Source organism: Meridianimarinicoccus roseus (assembly GCF_003172915.1).
Classification (GTDB): Bacteria; Pseudomonadota; Alphaproteobacteria; order Rhodobacterales; family Rhodobacteraceae; genus Meridianimarinicoccus; species Meridianimarinicoccus roseus.
In genome coordinates this window covers 1-17,478 of the sequence record NZ_QGKU01000014.1, presented here as the reverse complement: position 1 = coordinate 17,478, position 17,478 = coordinate 1, and the positions used below count along the sequence as shown (strand labels likewise).

Sequence of the window (17,478 nt, the reverse complement as noted above, 5' to 3'; positions counted from 1 at the left end):
AGGCCCTGGATTTTTTTGGATGTCTTGCGGAGTGCGGAAAGGTCGCGGTTCTCGTTGCGGTGCGGAGTGCGCCGAAATTGCGATGTGACCTTTCGCGGTCGTTTCGCTACAAGACCTGCGAAGGTTGAGATCAAGCAGGGGTTTTGTGTGGTGCAAGTCGAGTTGACGGAACTGCCTGGCGTCCTTCTCCTGACGCCGCGGCGTTTCGGGGATGACCGGGGCTTCTTTTCCGAGGTGTACAACCGCGAGGTCATGGCCGCGCACGGGGTGGATGTCCCCTTCGTGCAGGACAACCATTCGCTGTCCCGGCAGGTCGGCGTCGTGCGCGGGCTGCATTTCCAGGCCCCGCCCCATGCGCAGGACAAGCTGGTCCGCGTCGGGGCCGGGCGGGTGAAGGATGTCGCGGTGGATATCCGGCGCGGCTCGCCGCATTACGGCAAGTGGGTCGCGGTGGAGCTGTCGGCCGAGGTCGGCAACCAGCTGTTCATTCCCAAGGGCTTCCTGCACGGCTTCTCGGTTCTCGAACCGGACAGCGAGCTTCTGTACAAGTGCTCCGACTATTACGCGCCGGAGTGCGACGGCGCCGTGCGCTTCGACGATCCGGACCTCGACATCGACTGGGGCGTCGATCCGGCCGCCGCGATCCTGTCCGCCAAGGATGCCGCCGCGCCCCTTCTCAAGGACTTTGACAGTCCGTTTGTCTACGAGGACTGAAGCCATGAAGATACTTGTCACCGGCGGTGCCGGGTTCATCGGGTCCGCCGTCGTCCGGCTGGCCGTGGCGCGCGGCCACGAGGTCGTGAACCTCGATGCGCTGACCTATGCCGCCTGCCTCGACAACGTGGCGCCGGTCGCCGACAGCCCGCTTTACGCCTTCGAGAAGGCCGATATCCGCGACGGCGCGGCGCTGGCGCGGATCTTCGCGCAGCACCGGCCCGACAAGGTGATGCACCTGGCCGCGGAAAGCCACGTGGACCGGTCGATCGACGGGCCCGGCGCCTTCATCGAAACCAACGTGAACGGCACCTACGAGATGCTGAACGCGGCACGCGCCTACTGGGTGGAGGCCGGTCGGCCCGACACCTTCCGGTTCCACCACATCTCCACCGACGAGGTCTACGGCACGCTCGGCGCGACCGGACAGTTCACCGAGGACACGCCCTACGCCCCGAACTCGCCCTATTCGGCCAGCAAGGCGGCGTCCGACCACCTGGTGCGGGCCTGGGGCGAGACCTATGGCCTGCCCTTCGTGCTGACCAACTGCTCCAACAATTACGGCCCCTACCATTTCCCCGAGAAGCTGATCCCGGTCGTCATCCTCAAGGCGCTGGCCGGAGAGCCGATCCCGGTCTACGGCAAGGGCGAGAACGTGCGCGACTGGCTTTACGTGGAAGACCACGCCGACGCGCTGCTGTGCGTTCTGGAAAACGGCAGGACCGGCCGGACCTACAACATCGGCGGCGAGAACGAGGCGAAGAACATCGACATCGTCGGCAAGATCTGCACGATCCTCGATGCCAAGCGCCCGAAGAACACGGCCTACTGCGAACAGATCAGCTTCGTGACCGACCGGCCGGGGCACGACCTGCGCTACGCGATCGACCCGACCCGCATCCGCACCGAACTCGGGTGGCGACCGTCCGTGACGCTCGACGAGGGTCTCGAGAAGACCGTGCAATGGTATCTCGACAACGAGGACTGGTGGCGCGCGCTGCAAGGCCGGGCGGGGGTTGGCGAACGGCTCGGGGCGAAGGCATGAAGATCCTGGTCTACGGAAAGTCCGGCCAGCTCGGGCTGGAACTGCAACGGCGCGCGGGCGACGTGGTGCTGGACGTGCGCGACGAGTTCGAGGCCGATTTCACCAACCCCGATGCCTGCGCCGCGATGGCCGCGCAGACCGACGCAGATGCCATCATCATCGCGGCGGCCTATACCGCCGTGGACAAGGCCGAAAGCGACGAGGACCTCGCGCTCGCGGTGAACGGCACGACCCCCGGCGCGATCGCCCGGGCGGCGGCCGCGCGCGGCCTGCCGGTCGTGCTGGTGTCCACCGACTACGTGTTCGACGGCAGCGGCGAGCAGCCCTTTTCCATCGACGCGCCCACCGGCCCGCTCGGTGCCTACGGGCGCACCAAGCTCGTCGGCGAGACGGCGGTGCGCGATGCGGGCGGACCCCATGCGATCCTGCGCACCTCGTGGGTGGTGTCCTCGCACGGGCACAACTTCGTGAAGACGATGCTGCGCCTCGGGGCGGAGCGGGACCGCCTGACCATCGTCGCCGACCAGGTCGGCGGGCCGACCCCGGCGGCGGCGCTGGCCGATGCCTGCATGACGGTGGCGGACCGGCTGGTGCGCGATGCGTCGGTGACGGGCACCTACCACGTGACCGGCGGACCGGATGTCAGCTGGGCCGATTTCGCCCGCGAGATCTTCCGCCAGTCGGGCACGCAGTGCGAGGTCGCGGACATCCCGACCCGCGACTACCCGACCCCCGCGCGCCGGCCGCTGAACTCGCGGCTCGACAACAGCATGACACAGACCGTCTTCGGCCTGCCCCGCCCCGACTGGCGCGCCGGGCTGACCGACATTCTCAAGGACCTCGGAGCATACCGCGCATGACCGATCGCAAGGGCATCATCCTTGCCGGGGGCTCCGGCACCCGGCTTTATCCGATCACGCAGGGCGTGTCCAAACAGCTGCTGCCGATCTACGACAAGCCGATGATCTACTTCCCGATCTCGGTGCTGATGCTGGCCGGCATCCGCGAGATCGCGATGATCACGACGCCGGTCGACCAGGCGCAGTTCCAGCGCACGCTCGGCGACGGCGCGCAATGGGGCATCTCGATCACCTACATCACCCAGCCCTCGCCCGACGGCCTGGCGCAGGCCTATATCCTGGCCGAAGACTTCCTGGACGGCGCGCCGTCGGCCATGTGCCTCGGCGACAACATCTTCTTCGGGCACGGGCTGCCGGACCTGCTGGCGGCGGCCGATGCCAAGCCGCAGGGCGGCACCGTCTTCGGCTACCGCGTGTCGGACCCGGAACGCTACGGCGTGGTGGCCTTCGGCGCGGACGGCAAGGCCAGCCAGATCATCGAGAAGCCGGCGGTGCCGCCGTCGAACTACGCGGTGACGGGGCTCTATTTCCTCGACGGGGACGCGCCCGCGCTGGCGCGGCAGGTCAAACCCTCCGACCGCGGGGAGCTCGAGATCACGACCCTGCTGGAGATGTACCTCGCCAGGGGCCTGCTGAGCGTCGAGCAGATGGGCCGGGGCTATGCATGGCTCGACACCGGAACGCATGGCAGCCTGCTCGATGCCGGCAATTTCGTGCGCACGCTCACCCTGCGACAGGGACAGCAGGTCGGATGCCTCGAGGAAATCGCCCATGACGCAGGATGGATCAGCCGCGACGACCTGCTGAAAGCCGCGCAGGGTTACCGAAAAAACGACTACGGCGCATACCTCGCAAGACTGGCCGAGGAATAATGAACATGCCGTCGAACCTCGGGTCTGGCGGCCTTGCACCCAAAGACGTTTCTGGATTGACACTGACCTACGGCGACCGTGTCGACCTTCTGGAGCAGATGGTTGCAGGACTATGTCGGGAGGGGGTCGGGCACCTCATGGTGCTTGCCAACGGGCTGAAGGCAGAACCGCTTGCACGGCTGCATGCGCTGGCCCGCGACACCACGGTGCGCGGCTTGTCGATGACGATCCTGGAAAGCCCGGAGAACCTGGGCTCGGCGGCCGGGTTCGGGCGGCTGCTCTCGGCGGCACGGAGCGTTGGCACGGTCAAGGCTGTCTGGTTCATGGACGACGACAATCTGCCCTGTCCCGGCGCCCTGGCCGCCCTTCTGGCAGTGCAGGCGATGCATCCGGGCGCGGCCGTATCAGCGGTGCGCCGCGATCGCAGCTACCTCGTGCGTGCAGCGCGCACCGGGATCGCCCCGGACCCGGCCCCCGGAGTGGCTTTCAGCATGGATCTGGGGCGGCGCCCGCGCAATCTCTGGCGCAGGCTGACCAGGGGCAGTCCGGTGCCCGCTCCGACCCCACCCGCGGCGGTGCCTATCGCCCGCGTGCCCTATGGCGGGCTTCTGGTGCCACGTGCGCTGATGGAAATGGTCGCGCCGCCGCGAGAGGATTTCGTCCTTTATGCGGACGACTACGAGTACAGCGAGCGGCTCGGGGCGGCGGGCGGGCTGTTCCTGGCGGGGGCCGCCGAAGTCGAGGATCTCGAGGCGTCCTGGAATGCGACCGGAAAGCGGACCCCGACGCTGCCGCAGAGCCAGCTGGTGCGCCTGGCGACGATGCCCGCTGACTTCCGGCTCTATTATTCCTTGCGCAACGCGCTTGTGCTGGACCGCAACCGGGCGCGCGGCATGGCCATCCTGCCCTTCGTGCTGAACTTGACTGTCCTGGTCATGGCGGGTTGCACGCACGCGTTTGCGCGCGGGCGGTCCGCAAATGCGCAAGTCATCTTGCAAGCGGTGCGGGACGGTGTATCGGGCCGCCTGGGAAGATCGCCAGATTTTCCGCTGCCGTAACGCCAAAGGATCTTGCCAGATGAACACCGTGCAAACGGACCCGAGGGACGCGTTCTTCGATGTAAGCGCCTTGAAAGCCGGCATGGAAAGCCGTGCCGGGCGCGCCTCGATCCTTGTGCTCGCCATGGCGGGGCTGAAACTCGTGCTGCACCTGGGCAGCACGATCGTCCTTGCGCGACTGATCCCGCCCGAAGAATTCGGGATCGCATCGCTGGCAATGCCGATCGCGGTGATCGCGATGAACCTGTCGCAATTCGGGCTGGCGCAACCGATCGTCCAGATGCCGACAGTCACGCATCGCCTGGTCAGCACGCTGTTCTGGGTGAACCTGTTGCTGGGCGCCCTGTTCGGCGGCGCGCTGGTAGCCGGATCAGGAGCGGCGGCGCGGTTCTACGGCGTGCCCGAGGTCGGACCGGTCTTCGCCGTTCTCGGCCTGTCCGTGGTGATGACCGCCATCCTGACCCAATACATCGCCATCCTGCGGCGCAAGATGCACATTCGCCTGCTGGAATACGGGGCGCTGGCGGCCTTCGCGCTCAGCGTGGCGGCGGCGGTCGTGGCGGCCTTCCTCGGGGCGAGTTACTGGGCCGTGATCCTGCAACAGGTCCTGCAGGGTGTCCTGACCGTGGCGATCTTCGCCTTCCATACACCCTGGCTGCCGTCGCGGCCGCGTCTGCGGGATCTGCGCGAGGCGCGCAGCGCGCTGAGTTTCGGCGGAAACGTGGCGCTGTCCAACCTGCTCGAACAGGCATCGCATGCCCTGCCGGTGATCCTGATCGGGCGCCTCTACTCGCCGCTTGAAGCAGGCCTCTATCAGCGCAGTTCCACGCTGGCACGGCTGCTGCCGACCCGCGCGGTAAGCCCGCTCGCATCGGTCTTCGTGTCGTCGCTGAGCCGGGTGCAGGACGATCCCGCCGCGTTCAGATCGCTGTTCCTGCGCATGATGACGCGGCTCAACATGATCATGATGCCGATCGGGGTGCTGGCGTTCACCTGCGCCGATATCGTGGTGCCGGTCGTGCTGGGCCAGGACTGGGCCGCTTCCGCTCCGATCCTGGCGTGGCTGTGCCTGATGCTTCTCCAGAACACGCTTGATCAAGGGGTGAACTGGGCACTCATTGCCAGTGGTGCCAGCCGTTCCCTGACGGCCATTTCCGCGCTCAGCCTGGTGATTGTCTGTGTCGCCATGTACGCGATCGGAAATGGTGGGGATATCGTCCTGATCGCCATGGTACTCATGCTCAGCAATACGTTTGTACGCCAGCCGGTTCTCGCGTGGCTCGGGATCACGCACACGCATCTTGATCTTGAAACGGTGATCCGCGGATACCTGCTTGATCTGGGGCTTGCTGTGGTCGCGATCGTGCTGGTGACGGCAGTGCGTGGTTCCATCGTCGGCGGGGGGGACTTCGTTGAACTCGCTGCAAGCATCGCGATTGTGGTCTTGCTCTTCGCGGCCCGGGTCATGGCGAATGCCGAACTCAGGGCCGATGTCCTGAAACTGGTCTTCATCACAGCTGCGCGAAGGTAAGTGCGGGCCAGGTGTCGCCTTGAACGAAAACCGATACATCAATCCGAAAGTAGCCGAGACATGAAGATACGCCCGATTGCAATCTATCTTCCCCAGTTTCATCCGATTGCCGAAAATGACGCGTGGTGGGGCAAGGGATTCACGGAATGGCGTAACGTCGTGAAGGCACGCCCCAAATTCAAGGGACATTATCAACCACATCTTCCGGCAGACCTGGGCTTTTACGATCTGCGCCTGCCCGAGGTGCGCGAAGAGCAGGCCCGCCTTGCGCGTGAGCACGGCATTCACGGATTTTGCTATTATCACTACTGGTTCAACGGCAAGCGCCTGCTGGAACGCCCTTTCGAGGAAGTCTTCCAGTCCGGCAAGCCGGATTTTCCATTCATGCTGGCCTGGGCGAACGAGAACTGGAACCGCGCCTGGTCAGGCGACGAAAACGACGTGATGCTGGCCCAGGATTACAATCAGGAAGACCATGTGGCGCACATCAATACGCTGATCCCCTATTTCAAGGATCCGCGCTACATCCGGGTGGACGGCAAGCCGGTTTTTGCGATCTACAAGGATGATCACATCGAGGACCTGGAAGGCATGATACGCATTTTCCGCGAAGAGGCGCGGAAAAGTGGCCTTGAGCTGTATCTGTGCAGGTTCGACCGCCGCCTCGGCAGCCGCCTGGATGCGCCCGAGGTTGTCGGCTTCGATGCCGCGATAGAATTCCAGCCGTTGTCGCGGTCATTTGCCGACTATACCCGCCTGCAGAACCGCCGCTTCGGAAGAAGGCTGGTGAATCTCGGCAGGAGAATCCTGGACAAGGCCGTGCGGGCATTGCGGCTTTCGTCGGTATTTCAGACCGGCCCGGCCAGAGACATCAAGCACGATCTCAAGGATTTCGTGAATTTCGACATCTCCCGGCCGAAAGATCCGTACACTGTATTTCCCGGCGTCAGCCCGATGTGGGACAACTCATCCCGGCGCACCCAGGGCAGCGCCACCATTTTCACGAATTCCTCGCCGGAACTTCTTCGCCACTGGGTGGAAAAAAAGGTGGCCGGTTTCGAAGCGCCGTCACCCGATGAGAATTTCCTGTTCATCAACGCATGGAATGAATGGGCGGAGGGCAATCACCTGGAGCCCTGTGAAAAATACCATGACCAGTTTCTGAAAGCCGTGTCCGAAGGTGTGGAGGCCGGCTCACGCACGCGCTGAACCCGTGCCGCGCCCGAAGACACACGCTTTCCCGCGAATTCGGGCACTGACAGGATCCATGACCTTTTCGGTTTTCTGCGCCCGGATGATGTGACCGCCGCCCGGCGGCATCTGCCGGGGCGGGTCCGCGTCCCACGGCCGGGCATGACCCTGCACGAAGCCTGCAGGATCTGACCGGGGCGCCTCCGGGTATTGCCGTCCGCACCGCCGCCGATGGCTGCCGATGCCTCGGGCCGGTGCCGGCATCACGCGGAGATCAAACCGAGGCTTTCAAGCTTCAACAGCACCTGCTGGGCGCAGAAATCGACATCCGTACCTTCGGTATCGAGCCGCAGCTCAGGGTCGAGTGGGGCCTCGTAAGGATCTGAAATACCAGTAAATTCCTTGATCTTGCCCTCGCGGGCGAGCTTGTACAGCCCCTTGCGGTCGCGCCTTTCGCATTCCTCGATGGAGGTCGCGACATGGATTTCGACGAAGGCGCCCAGGGCTTCGATGTCCTCGCGCACGGCGCGCCTCGTGGCGGCATAGGGCGCGATCGGCGCACAGATCGCGATACCGCCGTTCTTGGTGATCTCGGAGGCGACATAGCCGATGCGCCGGATATTGAGATCGCGGTGTTCTTTTGAAAAGCCCAGTTCGGACGACAGGTGCTTGCGCACGACATCGCCGTCCAGAAGCGTCACGGGGCGGCCGCCCATTTCCATCAGCTTGACCATCAGCGCGTTGGCGATGGTGGACTTGCCCGAGCCGGAAAAGCCCGTGAAGAACACGGTGAAGCCCTGCCGCGACCGCGGCGGCGAGGTGCGGCGCAGCTCCTTCACGACATCGGGGAAGGAGAACCAGTCGGGGATCTCCAGCCCCTCGCGCAGCCGGCGGCGCAGTTCGGTGCCCGATATGTTCAGAACGGTCACGCCCTGGTCGATCTCGTCGGCGGGTTCGTATTGCGCGCGCTCCTGAACGTAGACCATGTGTTTGAACGGCACCATCTCGATGCCCATTTCCGCCTGATGTTCGCGGAACAGGTCCTGCGCGTCATAGGGACCGTAGAAATCCTCGCCCGCGCTGTTCTTGCCCGGGCCCGCGTGGTCGCGCCCGACGATGAAATGCGTCACCCCGTGATTTTTCCGGATCAGCCCGTGCCAGACCGCTTCGCGCGGGCCGGCCATGCGCATGGCGAGGTTCAGCAGGCTCATCGTGGTGGTGGCCGCCGGATACTGGTCGAGCACGGCCTCATAGCAGCGTACGCGGGTGAAATGATCGACATCGCCGGGCTTGGTCAGTCCCACGACCGGGTGGATCAGCAGGTTGGCCTGCACCTCCTTGGCGGCGCGGAAGGTCAGTTCCTGGTGCGCGCGGTGCAGCGGGTTGCGGGTCTGGAAGGCGACGACCTTGCGCCAGCCAAGCTTGCGGAAATAGGCGCGCAGCTCGTTCGGGGTATCCCGGCGGGCGCGGAAATCGTAGTGCACGGGCGACTGCAGACCGGTGAGCGGCCCGCCGAGATAGACCGGCCCGGCCGTGTTGTGCAGGTAGTTGACCGCCGGATGCGCCAGGTCGTCGGCGCCGAATACCTTCTCGGCCTCGTGCGCCTTGTCGGGCGACCATTTGTCGGTGACGTTCATCACCGCGAGGATCACGCCCTCCGGGTCGCGCAGGGCGATGTCCTGGCCCGGCTCCAGCCCTTCCGCGAATTGCTCCGATATGTCGAGCGTGATCGGCATCGGCCAGAGCGTGCCGTCCGCAAGGCGCATGGTGTCCACGACGCTGTCGTAATCGGCCTGCCCGAGAAACCCGCGCAGTGGCGCGAACCCGCCGTTCATCAGCAGTTCGAGATCGCAAAGCTGCCGCGCCGACAGATCCCACGAGGGCAGTTCGGCGGCCTCGCGCTTCAGCTTTTCGGCGCTGTCGGGCGAGACATAGAGTTCGGGGACCGGGGCATGACTTTGGGAAAGCACAGAACTATTTCCTGATTTTGCTACGATGCCGGGGCTATATCAGGAAGATGTTCGCGTTTTAAGCCAGCAAATCGCTTGCCAGCCCTGCCTGCAAGGCGCGCGCGATCATCTGGCCCTGCTTTTCGCCGCCTGCCGGGTCGCCGTTCCCGGATCCGGGCACATGACAAATCCGTCCGTTGTCAAAGTGCCGAAATAACGGGACAGCTTTCCGGGTCGCGCACCGCCGACCGGCCGGGCCGCCTGCCGCAAGCCGGTATCGACGGGGCGCCGGTGGCGCGGCTCGTCCGGCTCCTTCATCTCGTCCCTCCGCAGACCCTCGGTTCGCGGAAGCTTCTCAGTCGTTGGAATGGTCATCCAGTAGTCCCTCTTGGCTCATCGAGGGGACCAGTTCCTCGTGTCGCCAAAGGGCCAGTTTGTCATGTCGCCTGACATGCAGCGGCATATCATCCGGACGGCCCTGCCACTGATTATTGTATCCATCCGTCTTTTCCTGTTTACGCTTCATGGCAGGGGCGGCAACAAGATGAGTACAAGATGAGTGGAGATATGTTAGCAAAAGCGTTTTTTACCGGCCTGATACTTGCCTGTGGCCTTTCAGGATCGGCACAGGCCGCGCGGCTGGATGTGGGCAGCGAAGCGCAATGGACGTTCAGCGGAACCGAAAGGGCGTTTCCGGTGGATGACCCGCTGTCGGACGTGTTCCTGCAGTTCGGCGGACCTTTCTCGGGCGTCGCCCGGGCCGCCAATTTCGGCACGAATTCGCCGCGTGTCGAGGACACCCGCCGGATCACGGTCACGAACCCGCTTGCCACGGATATCCAGGTCTCGCTCGCGTTTCAGTATTCCCTCGCGATCTTCCTTGCCGACGGCTTCTTTTTCATGGGCGAGCCAGGCGACTACGATGTGTCGAGCCAAGCTGCCGTTTTCATCACTGTCGGGGACGGCGACGAGACGACCCTGGGGAACCTGCTTTTCGAAGAGCGCGTGTCCTGCACAAGCTTTCCGTGTGTGCGCGACCCGTTCGACGACAACGGCGGCTTTGCGGAATACGTGGGGTTCGGCTTGGGGCCGAACGAAAGCGTGGACATAGCCCTGCGCAGCTTCGCAAGAACCGATGTCGTGCCGGTGGGAGCGGGCAACGAGCTGGCGGCCGTGCCGCTTCCGGCTGCGGCGCCGCTGGCCATCGGCAGCCTCGCATTTCTGGCCGGGCTGCGCCGCCGGAGCCGCCGGTCGGCCTGACACACCGCCCCCCGCATGGGGGGCCGTGCGGGGCCGTGCGCTCACGGCCCCGGCACGCATCCTCCGGTCCTCCGGAAGCCCCCGGCCTTGCGCGCCGGGCTACCGGCCGACCGAGGTGTAGGCCATTCCGGCCTTGTCTGCATCGTCCTTGGAATAGACGTTGCGCAGGTCGGCCATGGCAGGGGTCCGCATGGCACGGGCCAGCCGCGGCAGGTCCAGCGCGCGGAACTCGTTCCATTCCGTCAGCAGCACCAGGGCATCCGCCTGCTCTGCAGCAACATAGGGGTCGCTCTGCCAATGCACGTTCGGCAGAAGCGCCTCGCCTTCGCGGCGGCCTTGCGGATCGACCACATGAACCTCGGCGCCGCCGCCGACAAGCGCGGGCACGATCGTCAGCGCGGGGGCATCTCGCATGTCGTCCGTGTTGGGCTTGAAGGTCACGCCCAGCACGGCGATGCGCTTGCCGTTCACCGACCCGCCGCACAATTCCAGCACCTTGTCGACCATCTGCCGCTTGCGCGCATCGTTGATGGCGATCACCTGCTCCACGATGCGCTGGGGCGCAGCATGTTCCTGGCCGATCCGGGCCAGCGCGTTGGTGTCCTTGGGAAAGCAGGACCCGCCATAGCCCGGGCCGGAATTGAGGAACTTGGATCCGATCCGTTTGTCCATTCCCATGCCCCGCGCCACCGCCTGGACATCGGCGCCGACTTTCTCGCACAGGTTCGCGATCTCGTTGATGAAGGTGATCTTGGTGGCGAGGAACGCGTTTGCGGCGTACTTGATCATCTCGGCGGACTCGAGATCGGTATACACGATCGGGGCGTCGCGCAGCGACAACGGGCTGTAGATCTCGGCCATCACGGCGCGGGCACGGTCGCTTTCGACCCCGACAACCACGCGATCGGGGCGCATGAAATCCTCGATCGCGGCGCCCTCGCGCAGAAACTCGGGGTTCGAGGCAATGTCGAAGCTGATGTCGGGCCGCGTGGCGGCGATGATCCGCCCGACCTCGCGATTGGTGCCGACGGGCACGGTGGATTTGGTCACGACCACGGCATAGCCGGTCAGCATCGTGGCAATTTCCTCGGCCGCGGCATAGACATAGCTCAGGTCGGCATGGCCATCGCCCCGCCGCGTGGGCGTTCCGACGCCGATAAACACCGCATCCGCGCCTTCCAGGGCCGCGGCAAGATCCGTGGTGAAAGACAGCCGTCCAGCCGCCACATTGCGTGCCATCAGGGCATCGAGACCCGGCTCGTAGATCGGCACTTCCCCCGCTTCCAGCATGTCGATCTTGCGAACGTCCTTGTCCACGCATACGACGGTGTGCCCGAAATCCGAAAAGCACACGCCCGAGACGAGCCCGACATAGCCTGACCCGATCATTGTGAGTTTCATGTATCTTCCTTCAGTGAATGGCGCTTCTGCCTGGATTGCGGCGCCGGTGGCAGATCTTCCCATCCGCATTCGCATGCATAGATCTTCGGATCGGCGGTTTCGTCTCCTGCCTTGGCCTGGCGTGCCGCGAATGAGCGTCGGGCCCGCAGGCGGTACCACGGCAGGTCAAGGCCGTGCCAGCGCACCCAGAGAACCGGGGTTCGCAACGGCAGGGCCTTGCGCCATTTGCGGCGCACGTAGTCGTAGCCGCGGGTGAAGTCCCTGCCGAGGCGGCCGTGAAAGCTGTCGTTGTGAACGACGGGCAGGTCGGCGACATAGGCGCCATGGCCCGCAGCGCGGGCGGCCTGCACGATATCGGTGCCGTAAAGATGATAGAGGGGCAGCCCTTCGTCGAAGGCGATATTGCTGTCCCGCCGCAGGATGATCGTCATCTCGTCGAAGCTGACCACCGGGGTCGGCATGTCGACGGGGGTTCCGACAAGGCCGCTCTGGCTTGTGCTCCAGACATTGCCGAGATGTCGTCCGTCCACGGACATGCCGAACGGAGCGAGGACCGCCCAGTCCGGATCATGGGCATCGAGCCAGTCCAGCACGCGGTCCAGCGCCGCCGCGAAGACGGGCGGAAAATAGACGTCTTGATGCGCGAAGATGACGATCGGCGCGTCGGTGGCCGCCAGGCCGCGATTGTACGCGATGGACGCCGAAGGAGCCCCACGCTCCACATGCACCGGCACGCCGCGTCGCCGGACAATATCCGACGCCAGCAGGTTGCGGTGCAGACATTCCTCGTCATTGCTGGCGGTGACGATGCAGAGGGCGCGGCGCATGGGGCTATCCTAGCTTCGGTCCAGCATACCGCTGCTGCGCGACATCCATCGGTATCCTTTCTGTCCGAACGCGAAGGCGACGGCCGACTTGCCCCAGCCTCGCAGGCGCGAAGGGTGCTCGCGCGCGGCCTGAAACAGCAGCGGCCACGCGGCGGACGCATCGGTCGCCGCGATCTGATGGGCAAGCCGGAAGCGCGCCCCGCTCAGCCGCGGCATGACCAGCGCGGCCTGCTCCGCGGTCAGGGCGCGGTCGCACAACGGCTCGAGGATCCGCACGCGCATCTGGAGGGCATAGAGGCGCTTGGTCCGGTTCATGCTGGTGATCGACGCCGTATCGCCTTCGGCGCGCAGGATGTCCGCCATGTTGTGGCCGGTGACAAGGAACGCCCCTTCCAGCGCCAGAAGACAGAACAGGGCCGTATCCGACAGCATCCGCATCTCTTCGTCGAACCCGCCCAGTCGCGCGAACACATCGCGGCGGATGGCGGCGGCCTGCAGGGTCATGCCGGAGATGACCAGCCCCAGCGGATCGTCGAGACGCGTGGCACGGTCAGACGGGAACGTCATGTTCTTGATGCCCAGCAGGCTTTCCCGATAGCCGTCACCGACATATGTCACGTCGCCGATATGGCACACCACATCGGGGTCCGCCCGGGACAGGTCGCGCTCGGCAACGAGCAGGTGATCCTTGTCCCACAGATCGTCGCTGTCCTGAAAGCTCAGCCAGTCGCCGGTGGCCAGTGCCGCGGCGTTGTTGCGGGCATTCGCGACACCGCCATTGGGTTGGCGCCGGAAGATGATCCTGTCCATGTAAGGCGCCAGAAGCGGTGACGGGTCTTCCTCGGATCCGTCGTCGATGACGATTATCTCGTCGGCAGGGCGCGTCTGGGACAGGATCGATTCAAGTGCCGGGATCAGCGTCGCGCCGCGATTGTAGGTTGGCAGGATCACCGAGAATGTCATGGCCATGGACGATTCTCACTCCTCACTACTTACGGTACTCGGCAAAACATCCACCTTGGAATGTCGCAGTTGCAGGCCGGAAACTCAAGGCGGCGGTTCCGCACGGAAGTCCTGCACTTGTAAATATATCCGGCTATTCTTGACGGTGTATAACTGGTATCTGCCAACCTGCTAATAGTGTGTCATACAGGTTGAGTGAAGCTTTTGAGTGTGGGCGCAATCGATGGGCCGAGTGTGACGACACTAGGGACGGCATTGATCGTTCTTGCTGCGGGGCAGGGGAGCCGGATGTTGTCGGGTCTTCCGAAGGTTCTGCACGAGGTTGGGGCGCAGCCGCTTCTGGCGCATGCGCTTGGTGCCGGGGCGGCGCTTGATCCCGAGCGGGTGGTCGTGGTGACGGGCCACGGCGCGGCGCGGGTCGAAGCGGCGGTCGGCGCCATCGCGCCGGGCGCGGTCACGGTGCGCCAGGACCGGCAACTCGGGACCGGCCATGCCGTCGCGCAGGCCCGTCCGGCGCTCGCGGATTTCGGCGGCGACGCGGTCGTGCTGTACGGCGACACCCCCTTCATCGCCCCGCAGACCCTGCGCCGCATGGCCGAGGCGCGCGCGGCCGGAAACGACGTGGTCGTGCTGGGGTTCGAGGCGCGGGAGCCGGGCCGCTACGGTCGCCTGATCACCGATGGCGACCGGCTGGACCGGATCGTGGAATTCAAGGACGCGACCGAGACGGAGCGCGCCGTGCGGCTGTGCAATTCGGGCGTCGTCATGGCGCGCGCCGCCACGCTGTTCGACCTGGTGGCGGCGGTCGGCAACGACAACGCGGCGGGCGAGTACTACCTGACCGACATCGTGCAGATCGCCAATGCGCGCGGCCTGCGCTGCGGCGCGGTCACCTGCGACGAGGCCGAGACGCTGGGCATCAACACCCGCGCCGAACTGGCCGGGGCCGAGGCGGTGTTCCAGGCCCGGCGCCGGGCCGAGGTGATGGCGGCGGGCGTCACGCTGGTCGCGCCGGACACCGTGTTCCTTGCCGCCGATACCGTGTTCGGCCGCGACGTGGTGGTGGAACCCAACGTGGTGTTCGGGCCCGGCGTGCGGGTGGCGGAGGGCGCGCGCATCCGGGCGTTCTCGCATCTCGAAGGGGCACAGGTGGGCGCGGGCGCGGTGGCCGGCCCCTATGCCCGGCTGCGGCCCGGCACGAGGCTGGGCGCGGGCGCGCGGATCGGCAATTTCGTGGAAACCAAGAACGCCGCGCTGGGAGACGGGGTGAAGGTCAACCACCTGTCCTATGTCGGCGATGCCGAGATCGGCGCGGGCACGAATATCGGCGCGGGCACGATCACCTGCAACTATGACGGCGTTCTCAAGCACCGGACCGTGGTCGGGACGGAGGCCTTCATCGGCTCGAACACGATGCTGGTCGCGCCGGTCAGCGTGGGCGACCGGGCGATGACCGCGTCCGGGTCGGTCATCACCGCGGACGTGCCGGCCGAGGCGCTGGCGCTGGCACGGGCGCGCCAGCAGAACAAGCCGGGCCTGGCGGTGAAGCTGCGCGCGCGGCTGCTGGCAATCAAGGCGGGCCTGGCCCGCAAGGCGGAGTAGGGACATGTGCGGAATCGTGGGCGTTCTGGGGCAGCACGAAGTCGCCCCCATGCTGGTCGAGGCGCTGCGGCGCATGGAATACCGCGGCTATGACAGCGCGGGCATCGCCACGCTGCAGGACAGCCGGCTGGACCGCCGCCGCGCCGCGGGCAAGCTGGTCGAACTGTCGGACCTTCTGGTGCACGATCCGCTGCCCGGCAAGATCGGCATCGGCCACACCCGCTGGGCGACGCATGGCGCGCCCACGGTGGGCAACGCGCACCCGCACCGGGCCGGGCCGGTGGCGGTCGTGCACAACGGCATCATCGAGAACTTCCGCGACCTGCGGGCCGAACTCGCGGCGGTCGGCCTGACCTCGAGCACCGACACCGACACCGAAACCGTCGCGCTCCTGGCGCAGCACCACATGGCGCAGGGCCTCGATCCGGTCGCCGCCGCGCGGCGCACGGTGGACCGGCTCGACGGGGCGTTCGCGCTGTGCTTCCTGTTCGACGGGCATCCCGACCTGATCGTCGCGGCGCGGCGCGGCTCGCCGCTGGCGATCGGGCATGGCGAGGGCGAGATGTTCGTCGGCTCGGACGCGATCGCGCTGGCGCCGCTGACCAACCGGCTGACCTATCTCGAGGAAGGGGATTTCGCCGTGCTGACGCGCGACGGCGTCGAGATCACGGATACCGCCGGAACCCCGGTGGCGCGCGAGATGCGCACCCTCGCGCCCGACACCAGCTTCGTGGACAAGGGTGGCCACAAGTACTTCATGGCCAAGGAGATCGGCGAACAGCCGCTGGCCATCGGGGACACGCTGGCCGAATACCTGCGCGAGGGCACGCCGGGCGTGACCCTGCCCGAGGGGCTGGATTTCTCCGCCGTGTCGCGCATCACGATGGTGGCCTGCGGGACGGCCTACTACGCCTGCCTGACCGCGAAATACTGGTTCGAGCAGCTGGCCCGCCTGCCGGTCGAGGTCGATATCGCGTCCGAGTTCCGCTACCGCGAACCGCCGATGCCCGAGGGCAGCCTCGCGGTGTTCGTCAGCCAGTCGGGCGAGACGGCCGACACCCTGGCCGCGCTGCGCCATGTCGCCGGGCAGGGGGTGAAGGTCGCCTCGGTGGTGAACGTGCCCGAAAGCTCCATCGCGCGGGAAAGCGACGTGGTCCTGCCGACCCGCGCGGGGGTGGAGATCGGCGTGGCCTCCACCAAGGCGTTCACCTGCCAGTTGACCGTTCTGGCGGCGATGGCGGTGCGCGCGGCGGCCGATCGCGGCACGCTGACGGAGGACCGGATGGCGCAGGTGATGGCGGCGCTGCGCGCGGTGCCGGGCGCGGTCAACCAGGCGCTGTCGCTGGCCTCGGACATCGCGGGCATCGCGGCCGAGCTTGCCGAAGCGCAGGACGTGCTGTTCCTGGGGCGCGGCGCGCTGTTCCCGATGGCGCTGGAAGGCGCGCTGAAGCTGAAGGAAATCAGCTACATCCATGCCGAGGGCTATGCCAGCGGCGAGCTGAAGCACGGCCCCATCGCGCTGATCGATCCCAACGTGCCGGTCGTGGTGCTGGCACCGATGGACCGGCTGTTCGACAAGACCGTGTCGAACATGCAGGAGGTGATGGCGCGCGGCGGCAAGGTGCTGCTGGTCTCGGACGGGCCGGGGCTGGAACGCGCCAGCGACGGGGTCTGGAAATGGCTGCGGATGCCGCAGGTGGACCCGGTCTTCGCGCCCATCGCCTATGCCGTGCCGGTGCAGCTTCTGGCCTATCACACGGCGGTGGCCAAGGGCACGGACGTGGACCAGCCCCGCAATCTCGCGAAATCCGTCACGGTGGAGTGACCGGCCGGCGCCGCGCTCAGAACAGAGCGGGCACGGCCAGCAGCAGCACGGCGGCGGCCAGCACCTTCCAGCCCCGCCACAGCGCGTCGGCGGCGCGGTCGATCTCGGCCGGGCCGGGGCTGCGCGCGCCCCGCGGCCAGACGAAGGGAAAGTCCCGCATCCGCCCGTCATAGCTGCGCGGACCCGACAGCGCCACGCCCAGCCCCTGTGCCATCGCCGCCTCGGGCCAGCCGGCATTCGGCGACCGGTGCAGCCCGGCATCGCGCCGCAGCGCGGCCATGTCGGGCCCGCGCCGGAACCCCGCACTCAGAACCAGCGCACTCAGACGCGAAGGAAACCAGTTCAGAACATCATCCAAACGCGCAGCAAAAAAACCGAAC

At 66.1% G+C, this 17,478-nt stretch carries 15 protein-coding genes; 10 read left to right on the top strand and 5 right to left on the bottom strand.

From position 1 onward, the window contains the following. Positions 1-150: 150 nt before the first annotated feature. Genes rfbC through DKT77_RS03675 form a run of 7 tightly spaced genes read left to right on the top strand, consistent with a single transcriptional unit; the run spans position 151 to position 7,289 of the window. Positions 151-714, top strand: a complete 564-nt coding sequence (gene rfbC, locus DKT77_RS03705) for a dTDP-4-dehydrorhamnose 3,5-epimerase (protein ID WP_146204935.1) — start codon at positions 151-153, stop codon at positions 712-714. Positions 715-718: 4 nt separating this feature from the next. Further along, positions 719-1,759 carry a dTDP-glucose 4,6-dehydratase gene (gene rfbB / locus DKT77_RS03700; protein WP_109809942.1) on the top strand — a complete coding sequence of 347 codons (1,041 nt, stop codon included), beginning with the start codon at positions 719-721 and terminating at the stop codon, positions 1,757-1,759. Then, complete coding sequence (gene rfbD / locus DKT77_RS03695; protein ID WP_109809941.1) at positions 1,756-2,619, top strand: dTDP-4-dehydrorhamnose reductase; 864 nt, start codon at positions 1,756-1,758, stop codon at positions 2,617-2,619. Before rfbB ends, rfbD begins: the two co-directional genes overlap by 4 nt. Then, entirely contained in the window at positions 2,616-3,491 is an 876-nt protein-coding gene (gene rfbA, locus DKT77_RS03690) for a glucose-1-phosphate thymidylyltransferase RfbA (RefSeq protein WP_109809940.1), read from the top strand. The genes rfbD and rfbA overlap by 4 nt, the downstream gene beginning before the upstream one ends. A 5-nt stretch (positions 3,492-3,496) precedes the next feature. Next, a complete protein-coding gene (locus tag DKT77_RS03685) occupies positions 3,497-4,549 on the top strand; it encodes a glycosyltransferase family protein (protein ID WP_146204945.1) in 1,053 nt (350 codons plus the stop codon). Between the two features lie 19 nt (positions 4,550-4,568). Further along, positions 4,569-6,080, top strand: a complete 1,512-nt coding sequence (locus DKT77_RS03680) for an oligosaccharide flippase family protein (RefSeq protein WP_238547667.1) — start codon at positions 4,569-4,571, stop codon at positions 6,078-6,080. Between the two features lie 60 nt (positions 6,081-6,140). Next, positions 6,141-7,289: a glycoside hydrolase family 99-like domain-containing protein gene (locus DKT77_RS03675; protein ID WP_109810392.1), complete on the top strand. Its 1,149-nt coding sequence runs from the start codon at positions 6,141-6,143 to the stop codon at positions 7,287-7,289. A 245-nt stretch (positions 7,290-7,534) separates the two neighbouring features. Here the strand turns inward: DKT77_RS03675 and DKT77_RS03670 are convergent, their stop codons facing one another. Continuing rightward, the gene (locus DKT77_RS03670) at positions 7,535-9,241 is read right to left on the bottom strand and encodes a bifunctional sulfate adenylyltransferase/adenylylsulfate kinase (protein WP_109810391.1); all 1,707 of its coding nucleotides are present in this window, start codon (positions 9,239-9,241) and stop codon (positions 7,535-7,537) included. Positions 9,242-9,787: 546 nt separating this feature from the next. Here DKT77_RS03670 and DKT77_RS03665 point away from each other — a divergent pair. Beyond that, on the top strand, positions 9,788-10,480 hold the full coding sequence (locus DKT77_RS03665; RefSeq protein ID WP_109810390.1) for a hypothetical protein: 693 nt from the start codon (positions 9,788-9,790) through the stop codon (positions 10,478-10,480). 99 nt (positions 10,481-10,579) lie between these two features. On the opposite strand, the gene DKT77_RS03660 is transcribed toward DKT77_RS03665, so the two are convergent. From DKT77_RS03660 to DKT77_RS03650, 3 genes are read right to left on the bottom strand one after another with little or no spacing between them, the layout of a single operon-like run. After that, the gene (locus DKT77_RS03660) at positions 10,580-11,881 is read right to left on the bottom strand and encodes a UDP-glucose dehydrogenase family protein (protein ID WP_109810389.1); all 1,302 of its coding nucleotides are present in this window, start codon (positions 11,879-11,881) and stop codon (positions 10,580-10,582) included. Then, positions 11,878-12,708, bottom strand: a complete 831-nt coding sequence (locus tag DKT77_RS03655; RefSeq protein WP_109810388.1) for a glycosyltransferase family protein — start codon at positions 12,706-12,708, stop codon at positions 11,878-11,880. The genes DKT77_RS03660 and DKT77_RS03655 overlap by 4 nt, the downstream gene beginning before the upstream one ends. 9 nt (positions 12,709-12,717) lie before the next feature. Continuing rightward, positions 12,718-13,677, bottom strand: a complete 960-nt coding sequence (locus tag DKT77_RS03650; RefSeq protein ID WP_109810387.1) for a glycosyltransferase family 2 protein — start codon at positions 13,675-13,677, stop codon at positions 12,718-12,720. 228 nt (positions 13,678-13,905) lie between these two features. On the opposite strand from DKT77_RS03650, the gene glmU reads away from it, so the two are divergent. Further along, a complete protein-coding gene (glmU, locus tag DKT77_RS03645) occupies positions 13,906-15,273 on the top strand; it encodes a bifunctional UDP-N-acetylglucosamine diphosphorylase/glucosamine-1-phosphate N-acetyltransferase GlmU (RefSeq protein WP_274520043.1) in 1,368 nt (455 codons plus the stop codon). 4 nt (positions 15,274-15,277) lie between these two features. Beyond that, a complete protein-coding gene (gene glmS, locus DKT77_RS03640; protein WP_109810047.1) occupies positions 15,278-17,098 on the top strand; it encodes a glutamine--fructose-6-phosphate transaminase (isomerizing) in 1,821 nt (606 codons plus the stop codon). A gap of 16 nt (positions 17,099-17,114) precedes the next feature. On the opposite strand, the gene DKT77_RS03635 is transcribed toward glmS, so the two are convergent. Further along, on the bottom strand, positions 17,115-17,478 hold a 364-nt coding region (locus DKT77_RS03635), incomplete at its 5' end, for a cobalamin biosynthesis protein (RefSeq protein WP_238547666.1).

What these genes read in the sequence shown, in the direction of transcription:
- DKT77_RS03665 (WP_109810390.1), top strand. Translation starts at nt 9,788, where the DNA reads ATGTTAGCAAAAGCGTTTTTTACCGGCCTGATACTTGCCTGTGGCCTT.
- rfbB (WP_109809942.1), top strand. Translation starts at nt 719, where the DNA reads ATGAAGATACTTGTCACCGGCGGTGCCGGGTTCATCGGGTCCGCCGTC.
- DKT77_RS03685 (WP_146204945.1), top strand. Translation starts at nt 3,497, where the DNA reads ATGCCGTCGAACCTCGGGTCTGGCGGCCTTGCACCCAAAGACGTTTCT.
- DKT77_RS03660 (WP_109810389.1), bottom strand. Translation starts at nt 11,881, where the DNA reads ATGAAACTCACAATGATCGGGTCAGGCTATGTCGGGCTCGTCTCGGGC.
- DKT77_RS03655 (WP_109810388.1), bottom strand. Translation starts at nt 12,708, where the DNA reads ATGCGCCGCGCCCTCTGCATCGTCACCGCCAGCAATGACGAGGAATGT.
- glmS (WP_109810047.1), top strand. Translation starts at nt 15,278, where the DNA reads ATGTGCGGAATCGTGGGCGTTCTGGGGCAGCACGAAGTCGCCCCCATG.
- rfbA (WP_109809940.1), top strand. Translation starts at nt 2,616, where the DNA reads ATGACCGATCGCAAGGGCATCATCCTTGCCGGGGGCTCCGGCACCCGG.
- DKT77_RS03650 (WP_109810387.1), bottom strand. Translation starts at nt 13,677, where the DNA reads ATGGCCATGACATTCTCGGTGATCCTGCCAACCTACAATCGCGGCGCG.
- DKT77_RS03675 (WP_109810392.1), top strand. Translation starts at nt 6,141, where the DNA reads ATGAAGATACGCCCGATTGCAATCTATCTTCCCCAGTTTCATCCGATT.
- DKT77_RS03680 (WP_238547667.1), top strand. Translation starts at nt 4,569, where the DNA reads ATGAACACCGTGCAAACGGACCCGAGGGACGCGTTCTTCGATGTAAGC.
- rfbD (WP_109809941.1), top strand. Translation starts at nt 1,756, where the DNA reads ATGAAGATCCTGGTCTACGGAAAGTCCGGCCAGCTCGGGCTGGAACTG.